General features: G+C 61.2%; 10 protein-coding genes, 1 tRNA gene and 1 pseudogene. All 12 read right to left on the bottom strand.

The features are described from left to right. Positions 1-5: 5 nt before the first annotated feature. Positions 6-1,475: a 16S rRNA (cytosine(967)-C(5))-methyltransferase RsmB gene (gene rsmB, locus ASD94_RS09410; RefSeq protein WP_233247249.1), complete on the bottom strand. Its 1,470-nt coding sequence runs from the start codon at positions 1,473-1,475 to the stop codon at positions 6-8. 18 nt (positions 1,476-1,493) lie between these two features. After that, positions 1,494-2,099, bottom strand: coding sequence for a LemA family protein (locus tag ASD94_RS09405; protein WP_082576816.1), 606 nt, complete (start codon positions 2,097-2,099; stop codon positions 1,494-1,496). A gap of 178 nt (positions 2,100-2,277) precedes the next feature. Next, positions 2,278-6,513 carry a DNA-directed RNA polymerase subunit beta' gene (gene rpoC, locus ASD94_RS09400; protein ID WP_056641833.1) on the bottom strand — a complete coding sequence of 1,412 codons (4,236 nt, stop codon included), beginning with the start codon at positions 6,511-6,513 and terminating at the stop codon, positions 2,278-2,280. A 21-nt stretch (positions 6,514-6,534) separates the two neighbouring features. Continuing rightward, positions 6,535-10,647, bottom strand: a complete 4,113-nt coding sequence (gene rpoB / locus ASD94_RS09395) for a DNA-directed RNA polymerase subunit beta (protein WP_056641830.1) — start codon at positions 10,645-10,647, stop codon at positions 6,535-6,537. A gap of 268 nt (positions 10,648-10,915) precedes the next feature. Continuing rightward, on the bottom strand, positions 10,916-11,293 hold the full coding sequence (gene rplL / locus ASD94_RS09390) for a 50S ribosomal protein L7/L12 (RefSeq protein WP_056641827.1): 378 nt from the start codon (positions 11,291-11,293) through the stop codon (positions 10,916-10,918). A 40-nt stretch (positions 11,294-11,333) separates the two neighbouring features. Next, positions 11,334-11,858, bottom strand: a complete 525-nt coding sequence (gene rplJ / locus ASD94_RS09385) for a 50S ribosomal protein L10 (RefSeq protein ID WP_007850048.1) — start codon at positions 11,856-11,858, stop codon at positions 11,334-11,336. A gap of 239 nt (positions 11,859-12,097) precedes the next feature. Continuing rightward, complete coding sequence (gene rplA / locus ASD94_RS09380; protein ID WP_056059944.1) at positions 12,098-12,793, bottom strand: 50S ribosomal protein L1; 696 nt, start codon at positions 12,791-12,793, stop codon at positions 12,098-12,100. Beyond that, entirely contained in the window at positions 12,794-13,225 is a 432-nt protein-coding gene (gene rplK, locus ASD94_RS09375) for a 50S ribosomal protein L11 (protein WP_056641824.1), read from the bottom strand. Between the two features lie 161 nt (positions 13,226-13,386). Next, positions 13,387-13,983, bottom strand: coding sequence for a transcription termination/antitermination protein NusG (gene nusG / locus ASD94_RS09370; RefSeq protein WP_015012231.1), 597 nt, complete (start codon positions 13,981-13,983; stop codon positions 13,387-13,389). Further along, positions 13,980-14,366 carry a preprotein translocase subunit SecE gene (gene secE, locus ASD94_RS09365; protein WP_056641821.1) on the bottom strand — a complete coding sequence of 129 codons (387 nt, stop codon included), beginning with the start codon at positions 14,364-14,366 and terminating at the stop codon, positions 13,980-13,982. The genes nusG and secE overlap by 4 nt, the downstream gene beginning before the upstream one ends. 91 nt (positions 14,367-14,457) lie before the next feature. Continuing rightward, positions 14,458-14,533: transfer RNA gene (locus ASD94_RS09360), tRNA-Trp, on the bottom strand. Between the two features lie 15 nt (positions 14,534-14,548). Next, positions 14,549-14,651, bottom strand: a pseudogene (locus ASD94_RS23145) (elongation factor Tu); the annotation flags it as partial.

Genomic DNA, 14,651 nt, shown 5'->3' with positions numbered 1-14,651 from the left:
CGGGCTCATTGCGCCGATTTTTGCAACAGTGCGTAAAAAAAGCCGTCGTGGTCACCGCTCAGATTGTCCGGGACAGCCCCGCCCTTGTCCGTGTTGCCGGGAATTAAATGGCCCGGCGAAGGCAGCAATTGCGCATCGGTGTTGTGTGCAAGAAACGTTTGCACCTGGGCATCGCCCTCGGCCCGGAAGACGGAGCAAGTGCAATACAGCAGGCGCCCGCCGGGACGCAACAGCGGCCACAGGGCCTTGAGCAGGGCAGCCTGCAGGGCAGCCAGCTGGGCGATGTCGGACTCCCGGCGCAGCCAGCGCACGTCCGGGTGGCGCCGCACGATGCCGGACGCTGTGCACGGTGCGTCGAGCAGGATGGCGTCGAACAACGCACCGCCACACTGCGACTGCCACCAGTCTTGCGGGCGCGCGGCATCGGCCACCAAAACCTGGGCCGTCAGCCCCAGCCGCTGCAAGGTTTCACCAATACGCGCGCTACGCGTGGCATCGATCTCCAGTGCCGTGACCTGCAGGGGAGACTGCGGCCCTGCCATCTCCAGCAGGTGCGCCGTCTTGCCGCCGGGGGCGGCACAGGCGTCGAGCACTCGCAGGGGCTGGCTCAGGTCCAGCCCTTGGAGCAGCAAAGGAGCTGCCTGTTGGGCGGCGGCGTCTTGCACCGACACCCAGCCCTCAGCAAAGTGTGGCAGCGACTGCACGGGCACCGCCTGGCGTAGGGCGACGCCGTGCTGGCCCACCGCGATTGCTCCCAAAACAATAGCATTCAAGGCAGACAGATACTGCACTACCGTGCACTTTTGTTCATTAACCCGCAACACCATGGGTGCGTGGGCATTGTTGGCCTGCAGGATCTGCTCCCAATGCTGGGGGTGGTCCTTGCGCAGGCGCTGCACCCACCATGCCGGGTGATTCCAGCGCGCCACGGGGTCGTTGTCGGTGGCAGCCACCAGGGCGTCGCGCTCGCGCAGAAAGCGGCGCAGGCAGCCGTTGATGAACGAAGCCTGCGCGCGTGTGCCCGGGTGGTGCTTGGCTGCCTCCACCGCCTGGTTCACCAGAGTGAAGGGCTCATAGGGCGAGGCCTGCGGGTCCCAGCAAAGCGCCAGTGCACTGCACAGCAGGGCATCGGCGGCGGGTGCGGGAGCGCGGGCGGCCAGCTGTCGGCGCAGGGCCTCGGCCCGCCCAGCCTGGCGCAGTACCTGAAACAGCAGGGCCTGCACGCCAGGGCGCAAGGCCGTGTCCACCGCCGCCAGCGCTGCCGTGCCCGATTGCCCACCCCGGATCGCCTGCAAGGCGCCCGCCACCGCCGTCAGCAAGCGCCAAAGGGGAACGGGCGTGGCACCCGACGAGGGCGCTGCACCCGGCGGAACCGCAGCAAAACCCGCTCGCAGAGACGGGCCGGAGCCTGCGCGCACAGGGCGTGGCGCATTGCCACCCGCATGGCGGGAGCGATTGTGGGGAGGTGAAGTCATCGTGATACTGAAAACGGGTTACAGCGCACGCGCCGCCTTGAAGCCGAACACCCAAGCCAGCAGGCGGGCCGGGAACTGGGCAATGGCAGCGTTGTACTGCACCACGGCCTCATTGAACACGCGAATCGCCTGCTCGTTCTGGACGGCATGCTCCTCCCAGCGAACCTGCCACACGGACAGCACCACAGGCGCAGTCGTCGGGGCTACGTCGGTATCGTCCCCCAAAGCCAGCGGCGCTGGCTGCGCAGGGTCGGCCAGCAGCTTCTGCAAGGCCGTGGCCCAAGTCGCACGGAGCACCTCACGGGCAGCCGCCAACGCGGCCACCGCATCGCCCTGCAATGGGCGGGCGCGTGCCACAGCCAGCGATGCACTGAGTTGCGTCACGGCACCCTGCAGCGCGGCCAGCTCTTGCGCACCCCCATCGGCCAGCAGGCTGCCGCGCTGTACCGTCTGCGCCGCCCCGAACTCGCCGAGCAAGGCCACCAGCCGCACCATGTGCGCGTCAAAACTGCCGAACGACTGAACAACGGCCGAGCGCAGGCGCATCAGACGGTTGTAGGCCCCCAGGGCCCAGAACAGAAAGACGGCAAAAGCAATCCAGAAAAGGGGCGATGACCACAACATGCGCAGTTGCCAAAGCAGGTGCGGCTACACCCGTTTCGGCCCGAAAAGCAGAAGATTGAAACAAACGACGGGCAGTGAAAAGACACACGCCCATCAAAAACGCCCCCGGCCTGCCTGGGACAGGACGGGGGCGCTGTGGCGACCGCAGCAGGGCCTGAGCAGGCCTTGCTGTTTTCTATCAGTCTGCCGCTGCGTCGGTGGCAGTGACGCTGCCACTGTCCACATCCGAGGCGTCCGACTGGGCTGCCATTTCGGCGGCTTCGGCTTCGGCGATGGCGCGGCGCTCGGCGTCGTCCATGGCGTCCTTGGCCTTGCGTGCTTGGTGGTAGGCCAGACCCGTACCGGCGGGGATCAAGCGGCCCACGATCACGTTTTCCTTCAGGCCACGCAACTCGTCGCGCTTGCCCATGATGGCAGCCTCGGTGAGCACGCGGGTCGTTTCCTGGAAGGAAGCGGCCGAGATGAACGAGTCGGTGGACAACGATGCCTTCGTGATACCCAGCAGCAGGTTGCTGTAGGTCGCGGGGATCTTGCCCTCGGCCTGCAGAGCCTCGTTGGTGTTGAGGATCTCGGAGCGCTCGACTTGCTCGCCGGCAATGTAGTTCGACTCGCCAACGTTCTCGACCACGACGCGGCGCAGCATCTGGCGAACGATCACCTCGATGTGCTTGTCGTTGATCTTCACGCCTTGCAAGCGGTACACGTCCTGCACTTCATCAACGATGTAGCGCGACAGCTCCTCGATACCCAGCAAACGCAGGATGTCTTGTGGGTCGGCCGGGCCGTCCACAATCGATTCGCCCTTGTTCACCACCTGGCCTTCGTGCACCAGGATGTTCTTTTCCTTGGGCACGAGCTCTTCGAACACGCGACCTTCTGGGTCGGTGATCTGCAGGCGCACCTTGCCCTTGGTTTCCTTGCCGAACGAGACGGTACCGGTCATCTCGGCCAGCGTGCCCTTGTCCTTGGGCGTACGGGCTTCAAACAGCTCGGCAACGCGGGGCAGACCGCCGGTAATGTCGCGGGTCTTCTGGCCTTCGACCGGAATACGCGCCAGCACTTCGCCAGGGCCCACGTCCTGGCCGTCACGCACCTGGATCAGGGCGCCGACCTGGAAGCCGATGGTCACCGAGTGGTCAGTGCCAGGGATCTTCACTTCGTTGCCCTGGGCGTCGATCAGCTTCACCTGAGGACGAACGACCTTGGCGGCACCGCGGCGCTTCGGATCGATCACCACCAGCGTGGACAGGCCGGTCACTTCATCGACCTGCTTGGCCACCGTCAGGCCTTCTTCGACGTTTTCGAACTTGGTCTGACCGGCGAACTCGGTGATGATGGGTCGGGTCAGCGGATCCCAGTTGGCCAGGATCGTGCCGGCCTTGATCTGCTGGTCGGCCTTCACCGTCAGCGTCGCGCCGTAAGGCACCTTGTGGCGCTCGCGCTCGCGGCCATGCTCGTCCTGGATGATGATTTCACCCGAACGCGCAATCACCACCAGCTCGCCCTTGGTGTTGCTCACGTAGCGCATCGTGGCGTTGAAGCCGATCACGCCGTTGGACTTGGCTTCCACGCTCGAAGCGATGGCAGCACGCGAAGCGGCACCACCGATGTGGAACGTACGCATGGTCAGCTGCGTGCCGGGTTCGCCGATGGACTGGGCGGCGATCACACCCACGGCTTCGCCGAGGTTGATCAGGCCACCGCGGCCCAAGTCGCGGCCGTAGCACTTGGCGCACAGGCCGTAGCGGGTTTCGCAGGTCAGGGCCGTGCGCACCTTCACTTCGTCCACGCCGGCAGCTTCCAGCTCTTCGATCAGGTCTTCGTCCAGCATCACGCCGGCTTCGACCAGCACCGCGCGGTTTTCGGGGTGCAGCACGTCTTCAGCCGCCGTACGGCCCAGGATACGTTCGCGCAGCGACTCGATCACTTCACCGCCTTCGACGATGGCGCGCATCAGCGAACCATTGGAAGTGCCGCAATCCTCTTCGGTCACGACCAAGTCCTGCGTCACGTCGACCAGACGGCGGGTCAGGTAACCGGAGTTAGCGGTCTTCAGCGCCGTGTCGGCCAGACCCTTACGGGCACCGTGGGTGGAGATGAAGTACTCCAGCACGTTCAGACCTTCGCGGAAGTTCGCGGTAATGGGTGTCTCGATGATCGAGCCGTCTGGCTTGGCCATCAGACCCCGCATACCGGCCACCTGACGGATCTGGGCAGCAGAGCCGCGGGCACCGGAGTCGGCCATCATGTAGATGGAGTTGAAGGACTCCTGGTCCACTTCCTTGCCGTGGCGGTCCATGACCTTCTGCTTGGACAGCTGGGCCATCATCACCTTGGACACTTCGTCGCCGGCCTTGCCCCAGATATCCACCACCTTGTTGTAGCGCTCGCCAGACGTCACCAGACCGGACACATATTGCTGTTCGATCTCTTTGACTTCCTTCTCGGAGCGCTCAATGATGCCGGCCTTTTGCGGCGGCACCAGCATGTCGTCGATGGCGATCGAGATACCGGCGCGCGTGGCCAAACGGAAGCCGTTTTGCAGCAGCTTGTCGGCAAACACCACCGTCTCCTTCAGACCGCATTTGCGGAAGGACACGTTGATCAGGCGCGAGATTTCCTTCTTCTTGAGCGCCTTGTTCATGTTGGAAAACGGCAGGCCCTTTGGCAGGATCTCGGACAACAATGCACGGCCCACAGTGGTTTCCACCAGCGAGGTCGAAGGCACGAATTCGCCCGTTTCCTTGTTCTTGGTCCACTCGGTCATGCGCACCGTGATCTTGGCAGCCAGTTCGACCTGGCCAGCGTCCAAGGCACGCTGCACTTCACCGGTGTCAGCAAACACCAGGCCTTCACCCTTGCCGTTGATGCGGTCACGGGTGGCGTAGTACAGGCCCAGCACCACGTCCTGCGAAGGAACGATGGAGGGTTCGCCCGACGCGGGGAACAGCACGTTGTTGGAGGCCAGCATCAGCGTGCGGGCTTCCATCTGCGCTTCCACCGACAGCGGTACGTGGACAGCCATCTGGTCACCGTCGAAGTCGGCGTTGAAGGCCGCGCAAACGAGCGGGTGCAGCTGGATGGCCTTACCTTCGATCAGGATGGGCTCGAACGCCTGGATACCCAAACGGTGCAGCGTAGGCGCACGGTTCAGCATCACGGGGTGTTCCTTGATGACCTCTTCCAGGATGTCCCACACCACGGGGGTGCCGGATTCGACTTCCTTCTTGGCAGCCTTGATCGTCGTCGCGATGCCCATGGCTTCGAGGCGCGAGAAAATGAAGGGCTTGAACAGCTCCAGGGCCATCAGCTTGGGCAGACCGCACTGGTGCAGCTTGAGCGTTGGGCCCACGGTGATCACGGAACGACCGGAGTAGTCCACGCGCTTGCCCAGCAAGTTCTGGCGGAAACGGCCCGACTTGCCCTTGATCATGTCGGCCAGGGACTTCAGAGCGCGCTTGTTGGCGCCCGTCATGGCCTTGCCACGGCGGCCGTTGTCCAGCAACGAGTCCACGGCTTCCTGCAGCATCCGCTTTTCGTTGCGGGCGATGATTTCAGGGGCCTTCAGCTCCAGCAGACGGCGCAGACGGCTGTTGCGGTTGATGACGCGGCGGTACAGGTCGTTCAGGTCGGACGTGGCGAAACGGCCGCCGTCCAGCGGCACCAGCGGACGCAGGTCCGGGGGCAGCACGGGCAGTACTTCCAGCACCATCCACTCGGGCTTGATGCCCGACTTCTTGAACGCTTCGAGCACCTTCAGGCGCTTGGCGTTCTTCTTGACCTTGACTTCGGAGCCGGTCAAGTCACCGCGCAGGCGCTCGATCGACAGGTCGATGTCGATGGATTCGAGCAGGTCCTTGATGCCTTCAGCGCCCATCTTGGCGATGAATTCGTCGCCGTATTCCTTGCGCTTGGCGTCGTAGTCGTCCTCGGACATGATGCTGAACTTCTTCAGCGGGGTCATGCCAGGGTCGGTCACCACGTAGGCTTCAAAGTACAGCACGCGTTCGATGTCGCGCAGCGTCATGTCCAGCACCAGGCCCAGACGCGAAGGCAGGGACTTCAGGAACCAGATGTGGGCGCAAGGCGCGGCCAGGTCGATGTGGCCCATGCGCTCGCGGCGCACCTTGGTCTGCGTGACTTCAACGCCGCACTTTTCGCAGATCACGCCACGGTGCTTGAGGCGCTTGTACTTGCCGCACAGGCATTCGTAGTCCTTGATGGGACCAAAAATCTTGGCGCAGAACAGGCCGTCGCGCTCGGGCTTGAACGTGCGGTAGTTGATGGTTTCAGGCTTCTTCACTTCACCGAAAGACCACGAACGGATCTTTTCGGGCGAAGCCATGCCGATGCGGATGGCGTCGAAGTGCTCATCCGGCGTGAATTGCTTGAACAGGTCGAGTAGCGATTTCATAGTGACTCTTTCCTTTTCTGCTTAGGAGCGTTCCAGCTCGATGTCCAGGCCCAGCGAACGGATTTCCTTGACCAGCACGTTGAACGATTCCGGCATGCCGGCTTCGATGGCGTGTTCGCCCTTGACGATGGACTCGTACACCTTGGTACGGCCCACCACGTCGTCGGACTTCACGGTCAGCATTTCCTGCAGCACGTAGGCGGCGCCGTAAGCTTCCAGCGCCCACACTTCCATTTCCCCGAAACGCTGGCCACCGAACTGCGCCTTACCACCCAGCGGCTGCTGCGTGACGAGCGAGTAAGGACCGGTCGAGCGCGCGTGCATCTTGTCGTCCACCAAGTGGTGCAGCTTCAGGTAGTGCATGTAGCCGATGGTGGTCGGGCGCTCGAAGCGCTCGCCCGTGCGGCCATCAAACAGGTAAGCCTGCGTGCGGGTCGGTGTCAGGCCCTTGCGCTCAGCGATGTCGTCCGGGTAGGCGATCTTGAGCATGTCCTTGATTTCTTCTTCCGAAGCACCGTCGAACACGGGGGTGGCGTAAGGCACGCCGCTCGTCAGGTTCTCCGCCATGGCCATCAGGTCGTCGTCGCTCAGTTGCGACAGATCTTCCTTGCGGCCACGCGAGTTGTACACCTCTTCGAGGAAGGTACGCAGCTCGGACGCCTTGGCCTGCTCTTGCAGCATGTTGCCAATGCGCTGACCAATGCCCTTGCCGGCCCAGCCCAGGTGGACTTCCAGCACCTGACCAATGTTCATCCGCGAGGGCACGCCCAGCGGGTTCAGAACGATGTCGGCAGGGGTACCGTCGGCCATGTAAGGCATGTCTTCGACCGGAACGATCTTGGACACCACACCCTTGTTACCGTGGCGGCCGGCCATCTTGTCGCCAGGCTGCAGGCGGCGCTTGACGGCCAAGTACACCTTGACCATCTTGAGCACGCCAGCTGGCAGCTCGTCGCCCTGCGTGAGCTTCTTGCGCTTTTCTTCAAAAGCCAGATCGAAGCTGTGGCGGGTTTGCTCCAGCGCGTTCTTGATGGATTCGAGCTGGGTAGCGACTTCGTCTTCCGCAGGGCGGATGTCGAACCAGTGGAACTTCTCGACGGAAGCCAGATAGGCCTTGTCGATCTTGGTGCCCTTGGCCAGCTTCTGCGGGCCGCCATTGGCCACGCGGCCGGTCAACAGCTTCTCGATACGGTCGAAAGCGTCGGCTTCCACGATGCGCAGCTGGTCGTTCAGGTCCAGGCGGAAGCGCTTGAGTTCATCGTCGATGATCTGCTGGGCGCGCTTGTCGCGCTGGATGCCTTCGCGGGTGAACACCTGCACGTCGATCACGGTGCCCGACGAGCCTTGGTCCACACGCAGCGAGGTGTCCTTCACGTCGGAAGCCTTCTCACCGAAGATGGCGCGCAGCAGCTTCTCTTCAGGCGTGAGTGTGGTTTCGCCCTTGGGCGTGACCTTGCCGACCAGCGTGTCGCCAGGCTGCACTTCGGCGCCGACGTAGATGATGCCGGACTCGTCCAGGCGGTTCAGCTGCTGTTCCGACAGGTTCGGAATGTCGCGTGTGATTTCTTCGGCACCCAGTTTGGTGTCGCGGGCCATCACAACCAACTCTTCGATGTGGATCGAGGTGTAGCGGTCTTCGGACACCACGCGTTCGGAGATCAAGATCGAGTCTTCGAAGTTGTAGCCGTTCCAGGGCATGAACGCGATCAGCATGTTCTGGCCGATGGCGATTTCGCCAAAGTCCGTCGATGCGCCGTCAGCCACCACGTCGCCCTTCACCAGCTTGTCGCCCTTCTGGACGATGGGACGTTGATGGATGTTGGTGTTCTGATTGGAACGTTGGTACTTGATGAGGTTGTAGATGTCCACACCCACTTCACCGGCCACAGCTTCGTCATCGTTCACGCGCACCACGATGCGGGTGGCGTCAACGTAGTCCACGATGCCGCCGCGGGTTGCGGTGACCACGGTGCCCGAGTCCACAGCCGCCACGCGCTCGATGCCCGTGCCAACCAATGGCTTTTCAGGACGCAGCACAGGCACAGCCTGGCGCGACATGTTGGCGCCCATCAACGCGCGGTTCGCATCGTCGTGCTCCAGGAACGGCACCAGCGAGGCCGCCACCGACACGATCTGTGCCGGCGACACATCCATGTACTGCACGCGGTCTGCACCACACAGGATGGATTCACCCTTTTCACGGGCAGAAACCAAGTCCCCTGTCAGGCGACCGTCCTTGTCGAGCTGCGCATTGGCCTGCGCAATCACGTACTTGCCTTCTTCGATGGCCGAGAGGTAGTCGATGTCGTTGGTCACCTTGCCATCGACCACGCGGCGGTACGGCGTTTCGATGAAACCGTACTCGTTCAGACGGGCATACAGGGCCAGCGAGTTGATCAGACCAATGTTCGGGCCTTCAGGCGTTTCGATAGGGCAGACGCGACCGTAGTGGGTCACGTGCACGTCACGCACTTCAAAGCCTGCGCGTTCGCGGGTCAGACCACCAGGGCCGAGGGCAGACACACGGCGCTTGTGCGTGATTTCCGCCAGCGGGTTGGTCTGGTCCATGAACTGCGACAGCTGCGAGGCACCGAAGAATTCCTTCAGGGCAGCCGAGATCGGCTTGCTGTTGATCAGGTCGTGGGGCATCAGGGGCTCTTGCTCAGCCTGGCCCAGACGCTCCTTCACGGCCTTTTCGATACGTGCCAGACCGGTGCGGTACTGGTTTTCGGCCAGCTCGCCCACGCAGCGCACGCGACGGTTACCCAGGTGGTCGATGTCATCGACCTCGCCATTGCCGTTGCGCAGATCCACCAGGATCTTGACCACGGCCAGGATGTCTTCATTGGACAGCACCATGGGACCGGTGGATTCGTCGCGGCCGATCTTGGCGTTGAACTTCATGCGGCCCACGCGCGACAGGTCGTACGTGTCGGGGTTGTAGAACAGGCGCTGGAACAGGGCCTGTACAGCGTCTTCGGTTGGCGGCTCGCCGGGGCGCATCATGCGGTAGATGGCCACGCGGGCGGCGAATTCGTCCACCGTTTCGTCGATACGCAGGGTTTGCGAGATGTACGCGCCCTGGTCGAGTTCGTTCGTGTAGATGACCTGCAGGTCTTGCACGGCGGCAGAACGCAGCTTCTTGAGCAGCGCTTCAGTCAGCTCTTCATTGGCCTTGGCAATGATTTCACCGGTATCGGCGTCCACAATGTTGCGAGCCACCACGCGGCCGATCAGGAAGTCTTCGGGCACGCTGATGTGCGTGGTACCGGACTGTTCCAGTTCGCGGGTGTGGCGGGCCGTGACGCGCTTGTCCTTGGCCACGACGACCTTGCCAGACTTGTCGGTGATGTCGAAACGGGCCACTTCACCGCGCAGACGCTCGGAAACAAATTCCATCTGCGCACCGCTGTCCATCAGGCGGAAATTGTCGTTGACGAAGAAGTTCGCCAAGATGGACTCTGGGTTCAGGCCGATGGCCTTGAGCAGGATCGTGACCGGCATCTTGCGGCGACGGTCCACGCGGAAGTACAGGATGTCCTTGGGATCGAATTCGAAGTCGAGCCAAGAGCCACGGTAGGGAATGATACGTGCCGAGAACAGCAGCTTGCCCGAGCTATGGGTCTTGCCCTTGTCGTGTTCAAAGAACACGCCGGGAGAACGGTGCAGCTGCGAGACGATCACACGCTCGGTGCCATTGATGATGAACGAGCCCTTGTCGGTCATCAGGGGCACCTCGCCCATGTAGACCTCTTGCTCCTTCACCTCCTTGACCACCTTGGACTGCGACGTGGAAGACTCGCGGTCATAGATGATCAGCTGCACCTTGGCGCGCACGGCCGAGGCGAACGTCAGACCGCGGGTCTGGCACTCACGCACGTCAAAAGCCGGTTTGGCTAGGTTGTACTCGATGAACTTCATCTCCACAAAACCGTTGTGGGAGACGATGGGGAAGGCAGCGTCGAATGCAGCCTGAAGGCCTTCGATGGTTCTTTTCTGGGGCGCTGTATCTGCCTGCAGGAAAGCGGTGTATGCGTCCTTCTGCATCTGCAGCAGATAAGGAACTTCGAGCACGCTATCGCGGGTGCCGAAACTTTTGCGAATTCGCTTGCGTTCGGTGTAGGAATAGGCCATGAGATCTCCGGGCAAAGACATGAGTCCTGGGTCTTCGACGACTGACCCGCAAGGAGCATGGTCCTTTACGGGCTTGGCGGTTGGCCACTACCAACCATGGCGGACGGTGATGCGTTGCACATCACCCGAACCAAGGCGTCTTCTGCTGTCGGGATTGACAGAAGACACTCGCAAGCCCCACCAGGGGACGGAGCTTGCGGGTGCGCTCTGAAAGCACCAAAGGCTGGAGGCCCTTTGAGGAGCACTCCAGCCCTTGAGCAAGACCGAATTACTTGAGTTCGGCCTTGGCGCCGGCTTCCACCAGCTTCTTGACGGCTGCTTCGGCGTCGGCCTTGGCAATGCCTTCCTTGACGTTCTTGGGAGCGCCGTCCACCAGGTCCTTGGCTTCCTTGAGGCCCAGGCCGGTGATTTCGCGCACTGCCTTGATGACGGACACCTTGTTGGCGCCGGCTTCGGTCAGCACCACGTTGAATTCCGTCTTTTCTTCAGCAGCAGCTGCACCGCCGCCGCCGCCGCCGGCAGCTGGAGCGGCCATAGCGGCAGCGCTCACGCCAAACTTCTCTTCAATGGCCTTCACCAGGTCATTGAGTTCCAGAACCGTCATGCTGTCCAGAGCGGTCAAAAATGCGTCTTTATCGAATGCCATTTTTATTTCCTAACAATTTTGTTGGTTATCTATCGGGCAATCAAGCCGCGACAGGTTCGGCGGCCGGTGCGGCTGCGCCTTCGCCTTTTTTCGCCGCCAGCGCGCCCAGCACAACGGCCGTACGCGACATGGGGGACATAAGCAAGCCACAAATCTGTGCCAACAGAACTTCCTTGGAAGGAATGTTGGCCAGTTGCTTAACGCCGTTGACATCCAGGGCTTTGCCACCGAAAGCGCCACCGCGAATCACCAGCTTGTCGTTGGTTTTCGCGAAATCGGCCACCACCTTGGCGGCGGCCACAGCGTCTTCGGAGAAGCCATAGATCAGCGGACCAGTCATCTGGTCAGCCACCACGTCAAACGCGCTACCTGCCACAGCACGGCGAGCCAGGGTGTTCTTCAGAACACTCAGGGTCACGCCCTTGCTGCGAGCATCCACACGCAGTTTGGTCATGTCGGCGACCGTGATGCCACGGTATTCCGCGATCACAAGCGTTTGAGCTTTAGCGGCGAGGCTGGTCACTTCACTGATGACCGCTTCTTTCTCACTGCGATTAAGACTCAAGGTCTACTCCTTAAATTGCGCATTCGGGTTCGCACCCTCCTGCGCGCTCTTGTTGCAGCGACCAACTGTTTCGGAACGAATTCCATCTGCAGCGGGATCGCCATCTGCGTTGGCCCCGGGAGGGGATTAAGTGCGGCGAACCGCACACCAACGGTCTTGGATGGCCCGGGGACGGATGTTGTACCGCCTCCAGCCCACCACATCGGGCCCTTTGACAGACCCGAAGATTTTTATCGCAATTACGCTGCGATGGATTGGGTATCCACGCGGACGCCGACGCCCATCGTGGAAGACACAGCGACCTTGCGCAGATACAGGCCCTTGCTCGAAGCAGGCTTGGCCTTGTTCAGGGCATCAATCAGTGCTGCCAGATTGCCTTGGAGCTTTTCGTTGTCAAACGAGCGGCGACCAATGGTGCTGTGGACGATGCCGGCCTTGTCTACGCGGAACTGCACTTGACCAGCCTTGGCGTTCTTCACTGCCGTGGCCACATCAGGAGTCACCGTGCCCACCTTGGGGTTAGGCATCAGGCCACGGGGGCCCAGGATCTGACCCAGGGTACCGACGACGCGCATTGCGTCGGGGGCAGCAATCACCACGTCGAAGGGCATGTCGCCAGCCTTCACCATGGCAGCCAGGTCGTCCATGCCAACGATGTCAGCACCAGCGGCCTTGGCTTCTTCTGCCTTGGCGCCTTGCGCAAACACAGCCACTCGGGTTGTCTTGCCAGTGCCATTGGGCAGCACCACGGCGCCGCGCACCACTTGGTCCGACTTCTTGGCATCAATGCCCAGCTGCACTGCCACGTCGATGGATTCATCGAACTTGGCCGTTGCGGCTTCTTTCACCAGCGCCACTGCGTCTGCGAAGGCGTACAGCTTGGTGCTGTCAACCTTACCCTGCAGGGCCTTTTGCTTTTTCGTCAACTTGGCCATTTACAAACCCTCCACCGTCACGCCCATCGAGCGTGCGGAACCAGCCAGCGTACGGACAGCGGCGTCAACGTTCGCGGCGTTCATGTCCTTCATCTTGGTCTTTGCGATCTCTTCGAGCTGCTCGCGCGTGATCTTGCCAACCTTGATCTTCAGGGCATTGGAAGAACCCTTTTCGAGCTTGATGGCCTTCTTGATCAAAGTCGTCGCGGGCGGCGTCTTGATGATGAAGGTAAAGCTCTTGTCTGCGAACGCCGTGATGACCACGGGCAGTGGCAGGCCTGGCTCCACACCTTGGGTCTGCGCATTGAATGCCTTGCAGAACTCCATGATGTTGAGGCCACGCTGACCCAGTGCTGGGCCGATGGGTGGGGATGGATTGGCTTTACCAGCTGGAACTTGCAGCTTGATAAAACCGACGATTTTTTTCGCCATGCTTTACTCCTGACGGGTCATAACGCTTGTGTTGCATCCTGCAACCACCAGCTCCCCGGGGTTAACGACTCACTGTGACGATGTCCGCACCGAGTCGAAAAGTGCGGCATCCAAAAAATTTACCCCGACCATTGAAGCTGGCCAGGATTGCATCAGCAGACCTACGTTTTTTCGACCTGCCCGAACTCCAGTTCCACTGGGGTCGAGCGACCGAAGATCATCACGGAGACGCGTACGCGGCTCTTTTCGTAGTTGACTTCTTCGACAGAACCATTGAAGTCGGTGAAAGGACCTTCCTTGACGCGGACCAACTCACCCACCATGAACTCGATCTTGTGGCGAGGCTTGTCTGTACCTTCCTGCATCTGGCTGACGATCTTTTGCACTTCGTCTTCCGAGATGGGCGCGGGGCGGTTCTTGGCACCACCGACAAAACCAGTCACTTTGTTGGTGTGCTTCACCAAGTGCCAGGTATCGTCGTCCATCACCATTTCAACGAACACATAACCAGGGAACAAACGACGTTCCGTCGTCTTGCGCTGGCCGTTCTTCATTTCGACGACCTCTTCGGTAGGCACCAGAATGCGACCGAACTTGTCTTGCATGCCCGAACGACCGATGCGCTCCTGGATGTTGCGCTCGACCGCCTTTTCCATGCCCGAATAGGCATGGACAATGTACCAGCGCAGATCCGGATTGGCCGAGGCAGAAGCGCCTGCAGGAGCCTGTGCTCCCGTAATTTCCGCAGCGGTCGTCATGACTTTCTCCAACCCAAAATCAAGTCGTACAAAACCCACTCCAGCGTCTTGTCAGTGAACCACAGGAAAAGCGCCATGATCACCACGAAGGCGAACACATACGCTGTCATCTGCAAGGTCTCTTTGCGCGTGGGCCAGACCACCTTTTTGACTTCGCGCCATGCATCTTTGGCAAACGCGACGAACTGGCGCCCAGACTCGGACACAAGAAACACTGCCGCTGCCGCTACCAGCCCGACAATCAGTGCCGCCCATTGCACGACAGCACCCTGCTTGCTCAACAAATAAAAGCCCGCAACGGATGCAATGACCAAAGCCACCACAGCTGCGAGCTTGGCCTTGTCTGCGCCGGTATTGACAGTTTCAACCTGTGAAGTGGCCATCTTTGAGTATTTCCTGCTTCCGAGTCACGGCATCACTTAAGACACCGAAGCCCGCCAGGGTCTGGCGGGCTTGTTGGGGGCCACATTCAAGTGGCAGGGGCAGTAGGAATCGAACCTACAACCTTCGGTTTTGGAGACCGACGCTCTGCCAATTGAGCTATACCCCTGTATACCTTGCTTGATTAAGCAATGATCTTGGCCACGACGCCAGCGCCCACGGTACGGCCGCCTTCGCGGATAGCGAAGCGCAGACCTTCTTCCATGGCGATGGGGTTGATCAGCTTC

Origin of the sequence: Acidovorax sp. Root70 (assembly GCF_001428225.1) — a bacterium.
In the GTDB taxonomy this organism is placed as follows: domain Bacteria; phylum Pseudomonadota; class Gammaproteobacteria; order Burkholderiales; family Burkholderiaceae_C; genus Acidovorax.
The sequence above is the reverse complement of the archived record's forward strand: the minus strand, read 5'-3'. Positions and strand labels throughout refer to the sequence as shown.